General features: G+C 34.9%; 15 protein-coding genes. 3 read left to right on the top strand and 12 right to left on the bottom strand.

What is annotated here, in order from left to right; all coding sequences use genetic code 11:
- Window positions 1–495 precede the first annotated feature (495 nt).
- From I4N53_RS10060 to I4N53_RS10045, 4 genes are all read right to left on the bottom strand, one after another.
- On the bottom strand, window positions 496–1,146 hold the full coding sequence (locus I4N53_RS10060; protein ID WP_013150906.1) for a hypothetical protein: 651 nt from the start codon (window positions 1,144–1,146) through the stop codon (window positions 496–498).
- 250 nt (window positions 1,147–1,396) lie between these two features.
- Window positions 1,397–2,059: an ABC-2 transporter permease gene (locus I4N53_RS10055; protein ID WP_214496155.1), complete on the bottom strand. Its 663-nt coding sequence runs from the start codon at window positions 2,057–2,059 to the stop codon at window positions 1,397–1,399.
- Window positions 2,047–2,919, bottom strand: a complete 873-nt coding sequence (locus tag I4N53_RS10050; RefSeq protein ID WP_214496154.1) for an ATP-binding cassette domain-containing protein — start codon at window positions 2,917–2,919, stop codon at window positions 2,047–2,049. The genes I4N53_RS10055 and I4N53_RS10050 overlap by 13 nt, the downstream gene beginning before the upstream one ends.
- A gap of 3 nt (window positions 2,920–2,922) precedes the next feature.
- Window positions 2,923–3,297, bottom strand: coding sequence for a GntR family transcriptional regulator (locus I4N53_RS10045; protein ID WP_013150909.1), 375 nt, complete (start codon window positions 3,295–3,297; stop codon window positions 2,923–2,925).
- Between the two features lie 212 nt (window positions 3,298–3,509).
- On the opposite strand from I4N53_RS10045, the gene I4N53_RS10040 reads away from it, so the two are divergent.
- The 3 genes from I4N53_RS10040 to I4N53_RS10030 all read left to right on the top strand — a co-directional run bounded on the left by I4N53_RS10040 (window position 3,510) and on the right by I4N53_RS10030 (window position 4,505).
- Complete coding sequence (locus I4N53_RS10040) at window positions 3,510–3,710, top strand: type II toxin-antitoxin system VapB family antitoxin (RefSeq protein WP_214496153.1); 201 nt, start codon at window positions 3,510–3,512, stop codon at window positions 3,708–3,710.
- The gene (locus I4N53_RS10035; RefSeq protein ID WP_214496152.1) at window positions 3,707–4,105 is read left to right on the top strand and encodes a PIN domain nuclease; all 399 of its coding nucleotides are present in this window, start codon (window positions 3,707–3,709) and stop codon (window positions 4,103–4,105) included. Before I4N53_RS10040 ends, I4N53_RS10035 begins: the two co-directional genes overlap by 4 nt.
- Window positions 4,106–4,235: 130 nt before the next feature.
- Window positions 4,236–4,505, top strand: coding sequence for an AbrB/MazE/SpoVT family DNA-binding domain-containing protein (locus tag I4N53_RS10030; protein ID WP_214496156.1), 270 nt, complete (start codon window positions 4,236–4,238; stop codon window positions 4,503–4,505).
- 130 nt (window positions 4,506–4,635) lie between these two features.
- Here I4N53_RS10030 and argH read toward each other — a convergent pair whose 3' ends face one another.
- The 8 genes from argH to argC are packed head-to-tail and all read right to left on the bottom strand — an operon-like array spanning window position 4,636 to window position 15,824.
- Window positions 4,636–5,952 (bottom strand): argininosuccinate lyase, encoded by a 1,317-nt coding sequence (gene argH, locus I4N53_RS10025; protein ID WP_214496151.1) that lies wholly within the window; start codon window positions 5,950–5,952, stop codon window positions 4,636–4,638.
- On the bottom strand, window positions 5,933–7,165 hold the full coding sequence (locus tag I4N53_RS10020; RefSeq protein ID WP_012996072.1) for an argininosuccinate synthase: 1,233 nt from the start codon (window positions 7,163–7,165) through the stop codon (window positions 5,933–5,935). The genes argH and I4N53_RS10020 overlap by 20 nt, the downstream gene beginning before the upstream one ends.
- A gap of 13 nt (window positions 7,166–7,178) precedes the next feature.
- On the bottom strand, window positions 7,179–10,397 hold the full coding sequence (carB, locus tag I4N53_RS10015) for a carbamoyl-phosphate synthase (glutamine-hydrolyzing) large subunit (protein WP_028992239.1): 3,219 nt from the start codon (window positions 10,395–10,397) through the stop codon (window positions 7,179–7,181).
- Window positions 10,384–11,454, bottom strand: coding sequence for a glutamine-hydrolyzing carbamoyl-phosphate synthase small subunit (gene carA / locus I4N53_RS10010; RefSeq protein ID WP_214496150.1), 1,071 nt, complete (start codon window positions 11,452–11,454; stop codon window positions 10,384–10,386). The genes carB and carA overlap by 14 nt, the downstream gene beginning before the upstream one ends.
- A 1-nt stretch (window position 11,455) precedes the next feature.
- Window positions 11,456–12,640 carry an acetylornithine transaminase gene (locus I4N53_RS10005; RefSeq protein WP_003868139.1) on the bottom strand — a complete coding sequence of 395 codons (1,185 nt, stop codon included), beginning with the start codon at window positions 12,638–12,640 and terminating at the stop codon, window positions 11,456–11,458.
- Window positions 12,627–13,526, bottom strand: a complete 900-nt coding sequence (gene argB, locus I4N53_RS10000) for an acetylglutamate kinase (protein WP_214496149.1) — start codon at window positions 13,524–13,526, stop codon at window positions 12,627–12,629. The genes I4N53_RS10005 and argB overlap by 14 nt, the downstream gene beginning before the upstream one ends.
- Entirely contained in the window at window positions 13,523–14,743 is a 1,221-nt protein-coding gene (gene argJ / locus I4N53_RS09995) for a bifunctional glutamate N-acetyltransferase/amino-acid acetyltransferase ArgJ (RefSeq protein ID WP_214496148.1), read from the bottom strand. Before argJ ends, argB begins: the two co-directional genes overlap by 4 nt.
- Window positions 14,744–14,789: 46 nt before the next feature.
- The gene (gene argC, locus I4N53_RS09990) at window positions 14,790–15,824 is read right to left on the bottom strand and encodes an N-acetyl-gamma-glutamyl-phosphate reductase (RefSeq protein WP_012268930.1); all 1,035 of its coding nucleotides are present in this window, start codon (window positions 15,822–15,824) and stop codon (window positions 14,790–14,792) included.
- Window positions 15,825–16,076 lie beyond the last annotated feature (252 nt).

Raw genomic sequence — 16,076 nt, 5'->3', positions numbered from 1 at the left:
CCTTGTAATGTAACTTTTTTACTCTAATATTTATCTCATTTTGCAATCACCTATATATCTACATTTATTATCTCACTTTAACCGCTATTTATTAATCGAATTTTAATTGACTTTTAACACCCTCACCTCCTTACAACAAAGGAGATAAAAAAACCTTTGACCTCAATTCCTATAAGGAATTAAGTCAAAGGTCTTGCCCTCCGCAATTATAAACCTGGAGGATAAAGCCAGGTAATCACAACGGATTACCGTGATGATGGCTTTATCTTTCGGCTACTCCCCTTTAACGTAAAGAATAATCTAATTTTTTATTTTCAATACTTAATTATATAATAAAAAATACTATTTGTAAAGAACGGATCTATTCGTGATGTGGTCAAAAGTTACTAGGTAAATAATACGCTGACGTTTTGCACAGTTCGCTTCGGTGATACTACCCTGATGAAAAAAATAAAAAGCCAGGAATTGAAGTAAACTGAGGTGAAGATTTTGAGTTTACTCCATGTCTAAAAACATATTAATCACAAACCGCAAATTATCAAACCTAAAGAGTGAAAAGTTATCCCAAAAGATGCAGCTACCACATACCATCAACTTACCACCAGAGTCAAATCTCTTCTGGGCAATTAAAATAGGCGAATTTTTATTACTATCAGTAAAGCTTGTTTCTCTTCCTCTTAGTACCACATCTACCTCATCTTCAATATGAAGGGGAGCTGCATATGGAAATACCACTTCTTTTACATCCTGATTATAAAGTTCAATATTGTCTGTAGTGATTATCAAAAAGTCATCTTCTAAGTAAAATTTCTCATCTTTAACGCCTTCTGGTAATATATAAATTCCATAATCTCTCGTTATCCCGTTACAAATCTCAGATACTCCGTCTTTATTTCGAAAGTGTGTCGTAAAAATGATCTTCTTTTTATAACTTTCCAATAATTTTCTTATTTCCTTTTTTTCCTCATCAGTAAAAGGATTTTCTGGATAGTTAAACACTATTACATCATACTCAAAAAGCTTATCAAAATCTTCTACCTCTTCCATTATAACTCCTTTTTTAGAAAGTTCCTTATAAAGCCCTGAAAAGTAGTATCCATCTGACAGCAAAAACTCCCGATGTGTTGCACTCCATGCAACCTTCATCCTGCTTCCTCACCCAGGACAATGAAATTAACTTTGCCATAAATAAATTTTATTTATTTTATCCCATTTTGTCAAAAGGCTTACAAATGCCTAATTTGAAGTAAAGTTGCCTGTAAAATATAAGAAACAAGAAGCCAGTTCTTTTAACAAAGAACTGGCCCTTATTTATTTTATAAAAACCTATTTTATTTTGGTGCCTATTGATACCTGATAAATCTATAACAAAAAGAAAAAACACTCATCTATATTATTAAAACTCCCTATTTTTATAAAATTTTACAGATAATAAATAGGAAATCGTCAGTATAATAAGAGCTATAGCAGTTATAAGCAGCATCTTTACTGTATCTGATTGATCCATTATAAAAGATATAATAATCTGAAACCAATCGTAATTTATAAGTTTTTTAAAAAGTTTTATAACATAAGATATGCCATAAGAAAACCCAAAAATCAAAATAATGTACATAATCCCAGAAAAACCATGTCCAAATTTAAACATTAAAGGAAGGTATATGCCATTTAGAAAACTCACCGCCAGTATGCCGTAAATTACAGCTTTAAAATTGATAGGATATACATGAATAGGAAAGCCTAGTACTTTTGTGGCTGCTGCAACTAACAAATAAATAGCTATGCCTATTGCTGAATAGACAAATATAGACAGGTATTTTGCCAATACAATTTCATGCCTTTTTAGAGGCAAACTATTTAACAAAATATCAGCTTTGTTTGTCTCATCAGCTGAGCTCGTTACTATCAGCCCCATGTATGCCATACCCACCATTATTACTACCGCTGCGAAATTTCTTGCTTCTTCTGGGAAAGTCAGCACCCATACTATAAGAAAAGCAGCAGCAAGCAGTAAAATTTTTTTGCTTATCAGTATATCCTTTAAAATCAAACTGAACATTTAAACTCCTCCTTTGTAAAATATAACATCACATCTTCTAAAGTAGGTTTCTCAACAATGACAGTATCTTTTAAAAGCTTTTTTATTTGCTTTTTATCCTTCACTAATCCTTCAAACCCAAACTTATTTTCCTTAATTCCTACAAAATATTTTTTAGTATCCTCATTTAAAACGTCTTTGCTCCCCTTGACAATGCCGTAATTTTCTATAATTTCATCTTTTGCGGTGCTAAATATTATTTCACCTCTATTAATCAAAGTAATGTAATCGGCAACTTTGCCTAAGTCAGAGGTTATATGAGTTGAAAAGAAAATACTTTTGTTTTCATCTTGTATTAAAGAAGAAAAAATGTCCAAAAGCTCACTTCTTATCAAAGGATCCAGCCCTGAAGTCGGCTCATCCATAATGAGAAGTTCAGCCCTATGGGACAACGCTATGGCAAGGGCAAATTTTATTTTCATTCCCCTGGATAAACTCTTTATCTTTCTTTTAACAGGTAAATCAAATTCTTTTAAATACTTCATAAAAGCTTCCTCATCCCAGTTTTTATATAGGGGTGCTATAACTCTTTTCATCTCTGAAATAGTTAATTCTCCATAAAAATAGCTCTCTTCATATACAAAGCCGATTTTTTCTTTTATTTCCCTTTCATGTTTTATATTGTCCAACCCAAAAATCTTGATTCCCCCTCCATCTCTTTTTAGCAAATTCATAATAAGCTTAATAGTCGTACTTTTCCCTGCCCCATTAGGCCCAATGAAGCCCATAATAACCCCTCGTGGCAGCGAGAAACTTATATCTTTCAATGTAAACCCTCTAAAATTCTTCCTTAAATTCTTAACTTCCAAAATTGGCTCCACCTTTTAGACCTCCTTATACAAAATCTCTAACATCTCTTTTATCTCTTCTAAGGATAAGTTTACTGCTTTTGCAGCTATAATCGCTTCTACTAATTTTTCTTCTACAATTTTTAGCCGTTTCTCACGCATTAATTCCTTGTTTTGCGCTGCTACGTAAGTACCCTTTCCCGGAATTGTAGCAATGAATCCTTCTTTTTCAAGTTCATCATAAGCCCTTTTTGTCGTAATTACACTTATCTGCAGCTCTTTTGCCAAATTCCTAATAGACGGAAGCAGTTCTCCCTCTTCAAGTTCACCCTTTAAGATTGCTTCTTTGATTTGTCTGACAATTTGTTCATATATGGGCTCTTCCGATGAATTTGAAATGATAATGTTCATCTATTACAACCATCCCTTTTATGTTATTACTGTATATGTACATTATATACAGTAATGACGGTTTTGTCAATATCGTAATTAAAATTTGCCTAGGACATAAATATCTATAATAAGACAATTATGAATTGAAGAGAAAAATATTAGCAATAGGGGAATATAATATTGAACTAAAAATTTATGTGTATTATAATACACATTAGGAGGTGTATAAAATGAGGACGAACATAGTTATAGATGAAAGCCTCATTAAAGAGGCCTTAAAACTTTCTGGATTAAAAACTAAAAAAGAAGTCGTTAATTTGGCTCTAAAAGAATTTGTGGAAAGCAGAAAAAGGAAAAATCTAATGGAGTTAAAAAGCAAAATACAGTTTGATGAGGATTATGACTACAAAAAGATGAGGGAAGGAAAATGATTTTAGTAGATACATCCGTTTTAATAGCCTTTCTTAAAGGCATAGAAAATGAAAAGGTAAAAAAGTTTGAAGAGGTAATCCAGAACAATATTCCTTTTGGAATTAACAACTTCATCTATCAAGAAATACTGCAAGGTGCCAAAACGGAAAAAGAATTTAATTTACTTAAAGAATACCTAGGAACTCAAAAATTCTACGATTTAAAACATGGCATTAAATCTTATGAAAATGCCGCAAAACTATATTTCAAGTGCAGAAAAAAGGGAATTACTATCAAAAGCACTATAGACTTGCTCATAGCAGAGACAGCTATTGAAAACAATCTATACTTGCTGCATGATGACAGAGATTTTTCACTAATCGCGCAAGTTGATAAGAGATTAAAAGAATACTAAAAAAACAAGAGTCAATTTCTTGGTAAATGCCAACCTTGATTTTTCATTGAAAAAAGTATATGTTTGAAATATAATTTAGAAAGTTAGAATTTTAAACTTTATGAGGAGATAATAATGTTTGTGAAATTAAATAAGGAAATTTCAAGCTACAATTCCAAGTAAGTTAGTTAAAAAATTGAATCTACAACCTGAAGATTTGTTAAAAATAGAAGAAATAGATGGGAAAATTGTAATTACTCCTGTTGTAGCAATGCCTAAGGAACAATTATGGTTTTATTCTTCAAAATGGCAAAGAGAAGAGGCAATTGTTGATAAAAACAACAAAGAAGGAAAAGTTAAGACTTCTGATTCAAAAGAAGAGTTATTTAAAGAATTGGGGCTTTACTTGAGGCTAGTATAACAATGAATATTTGAATGACACGGCAATATTACAAAGATGGTATTCTTTTGCGTAATATTGGAGAACATGATAAAACGCTCAAAAACCCTTGAAAAAGCCTATGCAAAAGTCATGCATAGGCTTTTTCAAGCTATATTTTGGGTGAACCTATTGTTTTTCTCTTTTTTAAAATATTTTTTATATCTATCGCTTCATATACATCTTTTTCTATCACATCGCTGAATTTTTTAAGTTCTTCAAGTGATAAATCTTCAATAGCTAAATTTCGTTCTAATGCATATAAAACTACTTTGCCTGCAATTTCATGGGCGGTCCTAAAAGGAATGCCTTTTTGTACAAGATAGTCTGCAAAATCTGTAGCATTCATATAACCATATTTTGCAGCTTTTTCCATCTTGTCAGTTTTTACTTTAATTGTCTTTATCACCTCAATAAATACTTTCAAAGACATTTTTAAAGTGTCTATTCCATCAAACAAGGCCTCTTTATCCTCCTGCATGTCTTTGTTATATGCAAGAGGGAGTCCTTTCATCACAGTAAGTATTGTAATCAAATCGCCGTAAACCCTGCCGGTTTTGCCTCTTATAAGTTCTGCTGCATCAGGGTTTTTCTTTTGTGGCATCATACTGCTTCCTGTTGAGAATCTATCGTCCATCTCAATAAAATCAAATTCTTTTGTAGACCACAAAATCAATTCTTCACAAAATCTACTTAAATGCATCATCGTAATAGAGGCAAAGCTTAAAAATTCTATTACAAAGTCTCTATCGCTTACACCATCCATGCTGTTTAAAGTTATATCATCGAATCCTAAAAGAGATGCCACATATTTCCTGTCAATATCAAATGTAGTACCTGCAAGTGCACCAGAACCCAAAGGCATTACATTGACCCTTTTCACCATATCCTCAAGCCTTGATAAATCTCTTTTAAACATTTCAACATAGGCAAGCAAATAATGCCCAAAAGTCACAGGCTGTGCCCTTTGCAAATGCGTATATCCCGGCATAATCACCTTTTTATAAGTTTCAGCCATTTCTTTTAAGGTATCAATAAGTTTATTTAAATCCTCTTTTATTTTGTTTATCTCATCTCTCAAATAAAGCCTTTCATCCGTTGCTATCTGATCGTTTCGGCTTCTTCCCGTATGAAGTTTACGCCCTGTATTGCCTATTTTCTCAGTTAAAAGCCTTTCAACATAAGAATGAACATCTTCATCATTTGGTACCTCTCCTACATTTATTTCATCAAGAATTTCCTTTAACCCTTTTTCTATTAAATTAAGCTCCTCTTCTGTCAACACCCCGGCTTTATAAAGCCCTTTGGCATGGGCAATTGAGCCTAATATGTCATGTTTTAAAAGCCTGATATCAAAAGAAATGGAGGAATTAAACTCCTCCATTAGTTTGTCCGTCTCGCTTTTAAACCTACCTCCCCACAGCTTCATTCATATCCTTCCTCTCCATTTCCATCAACGCTTTAATTTTTAAAGAAAGTCCAAAGAGATTTATAAATCCTTCTGCGTCTTTTTGGTTGTAGACTTCATCTTTGCCAAAAGTAGCAAACTCTTCATTGTAGAGAGAATAAGGAGATTTTACACCTGCGTTTATGACATTTCCTTTATAAAGTTTTAGCCTCACAACACCTGTAACATTTTTTTGCGTTTCCTCCACAAAAGCGTCTAGCGCAGCTTTAAGAGGAGAAAACCACAAACCGTTGTAAACAAGGTCTGCATATTTCTGTGAAACTAGATCTTTAAACCTCATTGTTTCCTTATCAAGTACAAGATATTCAAGTTCTTTGTGAGCAGCGTAAAGCAGTGTCCCTGCAGGTGTTTCATAAACACCGCGAGACTTCATTCCCACAAGTCTGTTTTCCACAATGTCAGCTATCCCCACGCCATTTCTTCCTGCAATCACGTTTAATTCTTCTATTAATTTAACAGGGTCTAAAGCCTTGCCATTTACTTTCACAGGTATGCCTTTTTCAAATTCTATAACCACATATTCCGGCTTATCTGGGGCTTTGTCAGGCGGGGTGATTATATCGTAAAGGTCGCTTTTAGGCTCATTCCAGGGGTTTTCAAGTTCGCCACCTTCATGACTTATATGCCACAAGTTATTATCAACGCTGTATATTTTTTCATAAGTAACAGGGATCGGAATCCCTTTCTTTTTAGCATAGTCTATTTCATCTTCCCTCGATTTTAAATCCCATATCCTCCATGGTGCTATAATTTTTATTGACGGGTCAAGGGCATGTATTGATACCTCAAACCTCACCTGGTCATTGCCCTTTCCTGTTGCACCATGAGCTATAGCCTTTGCACCCTCTTTGTGGGCAATCTCAACAAGTTTTTTGGCAATTAAAGGCCTTGCCATAGAAGTACCTAAAAGGTATTTCCCCTCATAGACAGCGCCAGCTTTTAAGGTAGGAAATATATAATCTTTAACAAACTCTTCTTTTACATCTTCAATATACACTTTGCTGGCACCACTTGCCAAAGCTTTATCTTTTATATATTTAAGCTCTTCCCCCTGTCCTACATCAATGCAAGCCGCAATTATTTCACATTCGTAGTTTTCTTTAAGCCACGGTATAATTACTGATGTGTCAAGTCCTCCCGAATAAGCAAGAACTACTTTTTCACCTTTTAACATTTTTTAACACTCCTCATAAAACCAAATTTTTAACATTACCCTTTTGTATTTCTTCATATTCATTTATAGATAAAATAGACAAACCATTCACATTTACTTTTGCTACAGCATTTAATGCCGCCTTTATAGTATCTATAGATGTAAAGAGAGGAATTCTGTATTCTACTGCAGTTCTTCTTAACTTAAATCCTATATTATCAGGTTTTTTGCCTTTTGTCGGTGTATTTACTACAGTGTCAAAATATCCGTCTTTCAACAGCTTTATTGCATTATCAAGAACCATAATATTTACATGAATACCCATCAAACTTAAATACTTGCCTGTCCTGTATGTTGCATATATTTCATACCCTAAGCTCTGCAATTTTTCAACTAAAGATACTGCTTCTTGAAAATCTCTTTCCGCTATTGAAAGAAGAATCTTGCCTTTTTTAGGTATTTTAAGAGCGGCTCCTTCTAAAGCTTTGTAAAGAGCTCCTTCATAACTTAAATCTATACCCATAATTTCTCCTGTTGATTTCATCTCAGGTCCTAATGAAACCTCAGCATCTGTCAATTTTTCCATAGAAAATACAGGAGCTTTCACAACCGTGTATGGAGCTTTAGGCCATAAACCACCTTTATAACCTAATTCCTTTAATTTTTTACCTACTGCAATTTCTACTGCCAGTTTCACCAGAGGTACACCTGTCGCTTTGCTCATAATAGGTACGGTACGTGAAGCCCTGGGATTTACTTCTAACACGTATACAGTGCCTTCTTTTACTGCAAATTGAATATTTATAAGTCCTTTTACATTTAAAGCTTTTGAAATCCTCTCCGTGTATTCGATAATAGTGTTTATCTCCCGTTCAGACAAATTTCTTGCAGGATATATTGAGAAACTGTCCCCTGAATGTACTCCAGCTCTTTCTATATGCTCCATTATTCCGGGTATTAGCACACACTCACCATCTGACACCGCATCAATTTCTACTTCTCTTCCATCTATATATTTATCTATTAAAATAGGTTTGCCTGGAGATATTTCTGTCGCATGTTTTACATAGTCAATCAGTTCTTGAAGTGTGTTAACTTTTTCCATAGATTGACCACCTATAACATACGAGGGCCTTACAAGAAGTGGAAAACCAAGTTTTAGCGCAATATCTTTTGCATCTTCTACTGTCAAGGCATAATCGCCTTTAGGTTGATTGATGTTTAGCTCTTTTAAAAGTTTTGAGAACTTTTCCCTGTCTTCACTTATATCAATGCTTTCATAGGAAGTGCCTAATATTTTTACTCCGTTTTTGACTAACCCTTCTGTAAGATTTATTGCTGTCTGGCCGCCAAACATTACCATTACGCCGAGTGGTTTTTCTTTTTCATATATGTTTAAAACATCCTCCAATGTAATAGGCTCAAAGTACAACCTGTCACCTGTATCAAAGTCTGTGCTGACAGTTTCAGGATTGTTGTTTATTATGATGGATTTAATTCCAGCCTCTCTTAAAGCCCACAATGCTTTAACAGAACAATAATCAAATTCAATTCCCTGTCCAATTCTTATGGGTCCAGAGCCTATCACAATTACTTTTGGTATATCATGGATTTCAACCTCATCTTCTTCACCATAAGTTGAATATATATATTGTGTGACGGCCTCAAACTCTGCTGCACAGGTATCTACCATTTTATAGGAAGGATATATGCCATGTTGTTTTCTCAACATTCTCACATCTTCTTCTTTAATTCCCTTTATCGTTGCAATCTCTCTATCTGAAAATCCCATTCTCTTCGCTTTTTTAAGAATTCCTTCACTTAACTCGCTTTTTTCTACTTCTCTTTCCATATTTACAATATTTAAAAGCTTGTTTAAAAACCATTTGTCTATTTTTGTAGCCTCGTTTATATAATCAATATCTACATCGCGGCGAAGAGCCTCTGCTATATAAAACAGCCTCATATCATTAGGAACTGATATTCCTTTTAATATTTCTTCTGTTTTCATCGCTTTTACATTGTTTAATCGAAGACCATAAGCTTTTATCTCTAATGACCTTACGGCCTTCAAGAGGGATGCTTCAAAAGACCTTTCTATTGCCATTACCTCTCCTGTCGCCTTCATCTGGGTACCTATTTTTCTATCAGTAGTATAAAATTTGTCAAAAGGCCATCTTGGTATTTTTGTTACAACATAATCCAGCGCGGGTTCAAAAAATGCAGTTGTTTTACCCGTTACCGGGTTTTTTATTTCATCAAGTCTAAGCCCTATTGCAATTTTTGCAGCAACCTTTGCAATAGGATAACCTGTCGCTTTTGATGCCAGTGCACTTGAACGACTAACCCTTGGATTTACTTCTATAACATAGTATTTGTGGCTCTCAGGGTCAAGTGCAAATTGAATATTACATCCTCCTTCAATTTTCAAAGCTTTGATTATTTTTATGCTGGCACTTCTTAACATTTGATACTCGTAATCTGACAAAGTCTGCACTGGCGCTACAACTATACTATCTCCTGTATGAACACCCACAGGGTCAAAATTTTCCATACTGCATATGGTAATGCAATTATCATCTGCATCCCTCATTACCTCAAACTCTATTTCTTTCCATCCGTATAGTGATTTTTCAACAAGTACTTCTCCCACCATACTCTTTTTAAGACCTAAACTTACAATCGAAATAAGTTCTTCGTCATTGTGGGCTATGCCACCTCCTGTACCCCCAAGGGTATAAGCAGGTCTTATTATTAAAGGATAACCGTAATTTTTAGCAAATTTAAGTGCATCCTCTATATTTGTGACGGTGACACTTTCAGCAACTGGTTCCCCTATTTCCTGCATTTTTCTTTTAAAAAGCTCTCTGTCTTCTGCAGTTTTTATTGATTCAAAAGAAGTTCCCAAAAGTTTTACATTGTATTTGTCCAAAATCCCTTCTTCTTTGAGTTTGACAGCAAGGTTGAGCCCTGTCTGTCCTCCTAAAGTAGCAAGAATTCCATCGGGTTTTTCTTTCGCTATTATTTTTTCAACCACGCAAACGGTAGGATTTTCAATATAAACAATGTCTGCTATATCAGTGTCAGTCATTATAGTGGCTGGATTGTTGTTAACTAAGACAACTTGCAGCCCTTCTTCTTTTAAGGATTTGCAGGCCTGGGTTCCTGAATAATCAAATTCTGCGGCTTGCCCTATTATAATAGGGCCTGAGCCTATTACCAGAACCTTATTAATATCTTTATACTTCGGCAAAATAAGACCTCCTTTTATGAACCATGACTATATCCATGAATTTATCAAATATATCTGTTGTATCACGGGGTCCAGGACATGCCTCAGGATGATACTGTACAGAAAAAACTGGAAGGAATTTATGCATAATGCCTTCTACTGTTCCATCGTTTAAGTTTATGTGGGTTACAGTTATTTTGCCTTTATCTATTGACACATCTTCAACAGCGTATCCGTGGTTTTGAGAAGTTATATAATCTTTATTTGTCAGTAAATCTTTAACAGGTTGATTTGCACCTCTGTGGCCAAACTTCATCTTTACTGTATTGCATCCAAGAGCAAGGGCTATTATTTGATGCCCTAAGCATATTCCAAGCACAGGTTTTATACCTATAAAGTGTTTAGTAAGTTCTATTGCATAAACTGCATCTTTAGGGTCACCCGGTCCATTTGAAAGAAATATTGCATCGGGATTTATTTGCATAACATCATCATAACTTGCATTATAAGGAAACACATAAATGTCAAATCCAACCGAATTTAGCATTTTTAAAATGCTCTTTTTTGTGCCAAGGTCAATAAAGGCAAGTTTTGGACCAATACCCGCTATACGGTATGACCTTTTTGTAGAAACTTCTTCTAAAAGATTTGTTTGGTCAAATTCTATGTTATCGTCAGGGTTACAAGTTATAATTCCTCTCATAGTTCCATTTTCTCTAAGCTTTTTTGTCAAAGCCCTTGTATCAATTCCCGATAATACTGGTATGTTGTGCTTATCAAGATAGCTCAAAAGTGACTCCTCACTTTGGAAATTGCTAGACTTATCACAATATTCCCGTATCACAAATCCCCTTATATGAGGCTTTTCTGATTGAAAGTCGTATTTGTTAATACCGTAATTTCCTATTAAAGGGTATGTCATGACAACTATTTGGCCTGCATAGGAAGGGTCCGTTATAGCTTCTTGATAGCCTGTCATCCCTGTAGTAAAAACAACTTCTCCATATCCTTTTTTGTTTTTGCTTATTAACTCGCCTTCAAATATGCTTCCATCCTCAAGCTTTAAATAACCTTTCATGCTAAAACCCCATTTCACAAAGTACATCATCCAGTATTATTATCGCCGTATCTATTTCCTCTTCTGTCACAGTAAGAGGAGGAACAAACCTTAAGACATTGTGACTGATACAATTTATAAGTAAGCCTTTTCCCATCGCCTTTGTCACAATATCCGAAGCCTCTTCCATATCCATTTCGCAGCCTATCATAAGTCCTTTCCCTCTCACCTCTTTTATGACACTGTGTTTCTCCTTTAAACTTTCAAGTTTTCCCTTGAAATACTCACCTTTTTGAGCCACACTATCTAGAAAACCTTCCTTTGTTATTTCTTTCATAACCGCAATCCCTGCAGCACAAGCTAAAGGATTTCCGCCAAATGTGGAGGCATGGTCTCCTGGTGAAAAAACTGATTTATCTTCTTTTGCGACAATAGCTCCTATTGGGAACCCCCCTCCCAATCCCTTTGCCAAAGTCATAATGTCAGGAGTTATACCGTAATGCTCATATCCAAAAAGTTTTCCCGTCCTTCCTATACCTGTCTGAACTTCGTCTATTATAAAGAGGATGTCATTTTCATCACATATTTCTCTTACTGCCTTTATATACTCCGGTGTAGCTTCATGGATACCGCCTTCACCTTGCACTACTTCCAGCATAATTGCACATACTTCATCATCAATTGTTTCCTTAAGAGCATCAATATCATTAAAAGGTACATATTTAAAGCCAGAAAGAAGTGGACCAAAACCTTTGTGATACTTCTCTTGACCTGTCGCAGTAAGTGCCCCAAAAGTTCTACCGTGAAAAGAATTTTTGGCAGATATAACTTTGTACCTTTTACTACCGTATTTTAATGATGCATATTTTCTAGCAAGTTTTATTGCGCCTTCATTTGCTTCTGCGCCACTATTTGCAAAAAATACTTTATCTCCAAAGGAATTTTCTGCGATTATCTTTGCAAGTTGTATCTGATTCTCATTCCAATAAAGATTAGAACAGTGTATAAGTTTTTCAGATTGGTTCTTTATAGCATCAACTAATGCCGGATGACAATGCCCCAGTGAATTTACTGCAATGCCTGCAACAAAATCGAGATAAACATTCCCTTTGTCATCCCACACTTTTGTCCCTTTTCCCTCTACCAGGGTAATAGGGTATCTGCTGTAAGTATTCATTAGATATTTCTTATCCTCAGAGGTTATCATCGTCAAAACATTCCTTTCCTATCATAGTACCTATTCCTTCATCAGTAAAAATTTCAAGAAGCAATGAATGTGTAAGCCTTCCGTCAATGATGTGAGCTCTTTTCACGCCATTTTCAACAGCTTTTATGCAACATTCAAGTTTTGGTATCATTCCACCGTTTATGCGTCCCGAATTCATAAATTCTTTTGCGTGCTCTAAGTCCATTCGGGATATTAGGCTACTTTTATCATTTATATTTGATAGAATTCCTTCGACATCTGTAAGTAAAATTAGCTTTTCAGCCTTTAATGCTTCTGCGATTTTCCCTGCTGCAGTATCCGCATTTACATTGTATGTTTCGCCGTCATCTCCGAAAGATGTCGGCGCTATAACAGGTATATACCCTCTTTCCAGCATCATCGTTATTACATCTATGTTTACATCTACAATCTTTCCTACGTATCCTATGTCACCGTTTGAGGTGTCTTTTTCCGCCTTTAAAAGTCCACCATCTTTCCCGCTTACGCCAATCGCCTGGCCCCCTAGTTCATTGATCAAGGATACAATTTCTTTGTTGATACGACCTGTCAGCACCATTTCAACAATCTCCATCGTGGCCTCGTCGGTAACCCTCAAGCCATTTACAAACTTTGATTCTATACCTAGCCTCTCCAGCATCTTATTTATTTCTGGTCCACCGCCATGTACAACTATAGGATTTAATCCTACAAATTTCATCAATACAATGTCCTGCATTACCATTCTTTTTAAATTGCAGTCTAACATTGCACTTCCACCGTATTTTATTACAACTGTCTTGCCGGAGAACTTTTTAATATAAGGGAGTGCTTCTATTAAAACATGGGCTTTTGCGATTTCGTCACCGTATTTTTGCTTTCTAATCATGTTCTATAACTCCCGTTAATTTTTACATAGTCATAGCTTAAGTCGCACCCCCACGAAGTCGCACTATATTCCCCGGCCTTCATATCTACGGTTACAGTAATCTCTTTTTCTTTTAAAATTTCTTTGGCTAAAGCCTCATCAAAAAAGATGTAACCTCCGTTTTCACAAACTTTAATTTCTCCTTTCACGCTTTTTAAATATATGTCAACACTATTTGCATCAAAATCTGCTCCTGAATATCCTACTGCAGCGAGAATTCTTCCCCAATTGGCATCTTCACCAAATATAGCTGTTTTTACAAGATTTGAGTTTATAACAGACTTTGCAGCCAATCTTGCATCTTTTTCAGTTTTTGCATTTACAACATTTACTTCCATGAACTTAGTTGCTCCTTCCCCATCCTTCACAATAAGTTTTGCAAGAGTTTTATTCACATACTCTAAGGCTTTATAAAACACATCAAATTCATGAGTTCCTTCTTCTATTGTTTTGTTTTGTGCTTCCCCATTTGCAAGTATTATCGCTGTATCATTTGTGCTCATATCTCCATCAACAGAAATCATGTTATAAGTTTTGTCTACAGTTTCTTTAAAAGCTTTGTTTAATGCAGTTTTAGTTATATTCGCGTCTGTAAGTACAAAAGAAAGCATTGTGGCCATATTTGGATGTATCATACCTGAGCCTTTTGCAAACCCTGTCATTGTAACAATTTTACCTTCTATTACAAACTTGGCTGTCACACCTTTTAAAAAAGTATCTGTTGTCATTATAGCTTCAGCCGCTTGGTACCCACCCTCGGTTGAAAGATTTTCTGCCGCAGCCTCAATCCCTTTTAAAACTTTTTCCATAGGAAGAGGTACACCAATCACTCCTGTCGAACATACCAGCACATTTTCTTCATCTATTTTAAGAAGTTGTGACACTTTTTTTGCCATGTTAACCGCATCCTCAAAACCTTTTTCTCCTGTGCAGGCATTGGCATTGCCACTGTTTATAACAATCGCCTGTGCTACTCCTTTTTTTATTCTTTCCATATCAAGAATGACTGGTGCCGCTTTAACTTTATTCGTTGTAAATACAGCTGATGCATTTGCCACTTTTTCAGAATATATGAGTGCGACATCTTTTTTTCTTTTCTTAATCCCGGCAAAGATTCCCGAAGCTAAAAAGCCTTTCGGCAGTTCAATGCTTCCTTCTAAAATCTCCAATTTTTCCATTATCAAATCCTCCACATCCTTTTTTATTTTTGTTTTTATCTTTTATCTATGGATATATTGGAACAATATCAAGTGCTGTATTTTCCTCTATTCCAAACATAATATTCATATTTTGCACTGCCTGGCCTGAGGCCCCTTTAACGAGATTATCAATGGCAGACATAACTATTAAAGTATTAGTATGCTTATCAACTTCAAACCCTATGTGACAAAAATTCGACCCATACACATTTTTTGTTGCAGGGTAATTGCCTGGTTTTAGCACTTTTACAAAATACTCATTTTTATAAAAATCAGTATAAATATTATAAACAGTGTTTACATCCATATCTTTTTTTAGTTTGCAATACATAGTACTTAAAATTCCTCTTGTCATTGGCGCAAGGTGGGGTGTAAACACAACTGACACTTTTTCACCAAAAATTTTTGAAAGCTCTTGCTCCATCTCTGGAATATGTCGGTGTTTTGCAACATTATACGCTTTTATGTTTTCATTGCATTCTGCATACATATTGTTATAGGAGGGATTGTGACCTGCCCCTGATACTCCTGACTTTGAATCAACAATTATATTCCCCTCTATTATGCCATTTTTCAAAAGAGGCATAAGCCCTAATATAACACTTGTAGGATAACATCCAGGATTTCCTACAACTTGAGCCTCTTTTATGTCATCTCTATAAATTTCAGGGATACCATATACTCTTTTAATATCTCCATAATCCTCATAATCTCCACTATACCATTCTTTATAGACAGAATAATCGTCAAATCTAAAGTCAGCTCCTAAGTCAATCACCTTTACTCCTTTTTTTACAGCTTCTCTGGCGATTTTTGAAGCATGACCTGAAGGCAAAGCCGTAAATATGACATCGCACTCTGACATTGCCTTTTGGAAGTCTACCTCTTCCAACACTTTGTCGCAAAAACCAATGAGGGATGAATAAACATCCGAAATTGCTTTGGTATTATAACTTTGAGAAGAAAGATATTTTATCTCTACTTTTTCATGCTTTGAAAGTATTCTTATAAGTTCGACCCCTGTATAACCCGTTGCCCCAAATATTCCTACCTTCACCATTTAAAACTGCCTCCCTTGTTTACATCCTTTATCGCCAATTAATATATATACGTTTTAATTTATATTTATGCATAAAGTGTTAAAAAAATATTCTTTGCTGTATAAATACAATATTTAATTTATAATTATGCAACTTTTATTTTACATTATACCACCATAAAAATTTTTTTCAAGAGTTTTTCAAAAAAATTTCTTGAATATGAATTGCAATATTAAATGCAACACCTAATGAAAATCATGTAGATATAGGAT

The organism is Thermoanaerobacter sp. CM-CNRG TB177, assembly GCF_018588165.1.
GTDB lineage: Bacteria > Bacillota > Thermoanaerobacteria > Thermoanaerobacterales > Thermoanaerobacteraceae > Thermoanaerobacter > Thermoanaerobacter thermocopriae.
Note: the sequence above shows the minus strand (reverse complement) of the source record. Positions and strands in the feature narration are given on the sequence as shown.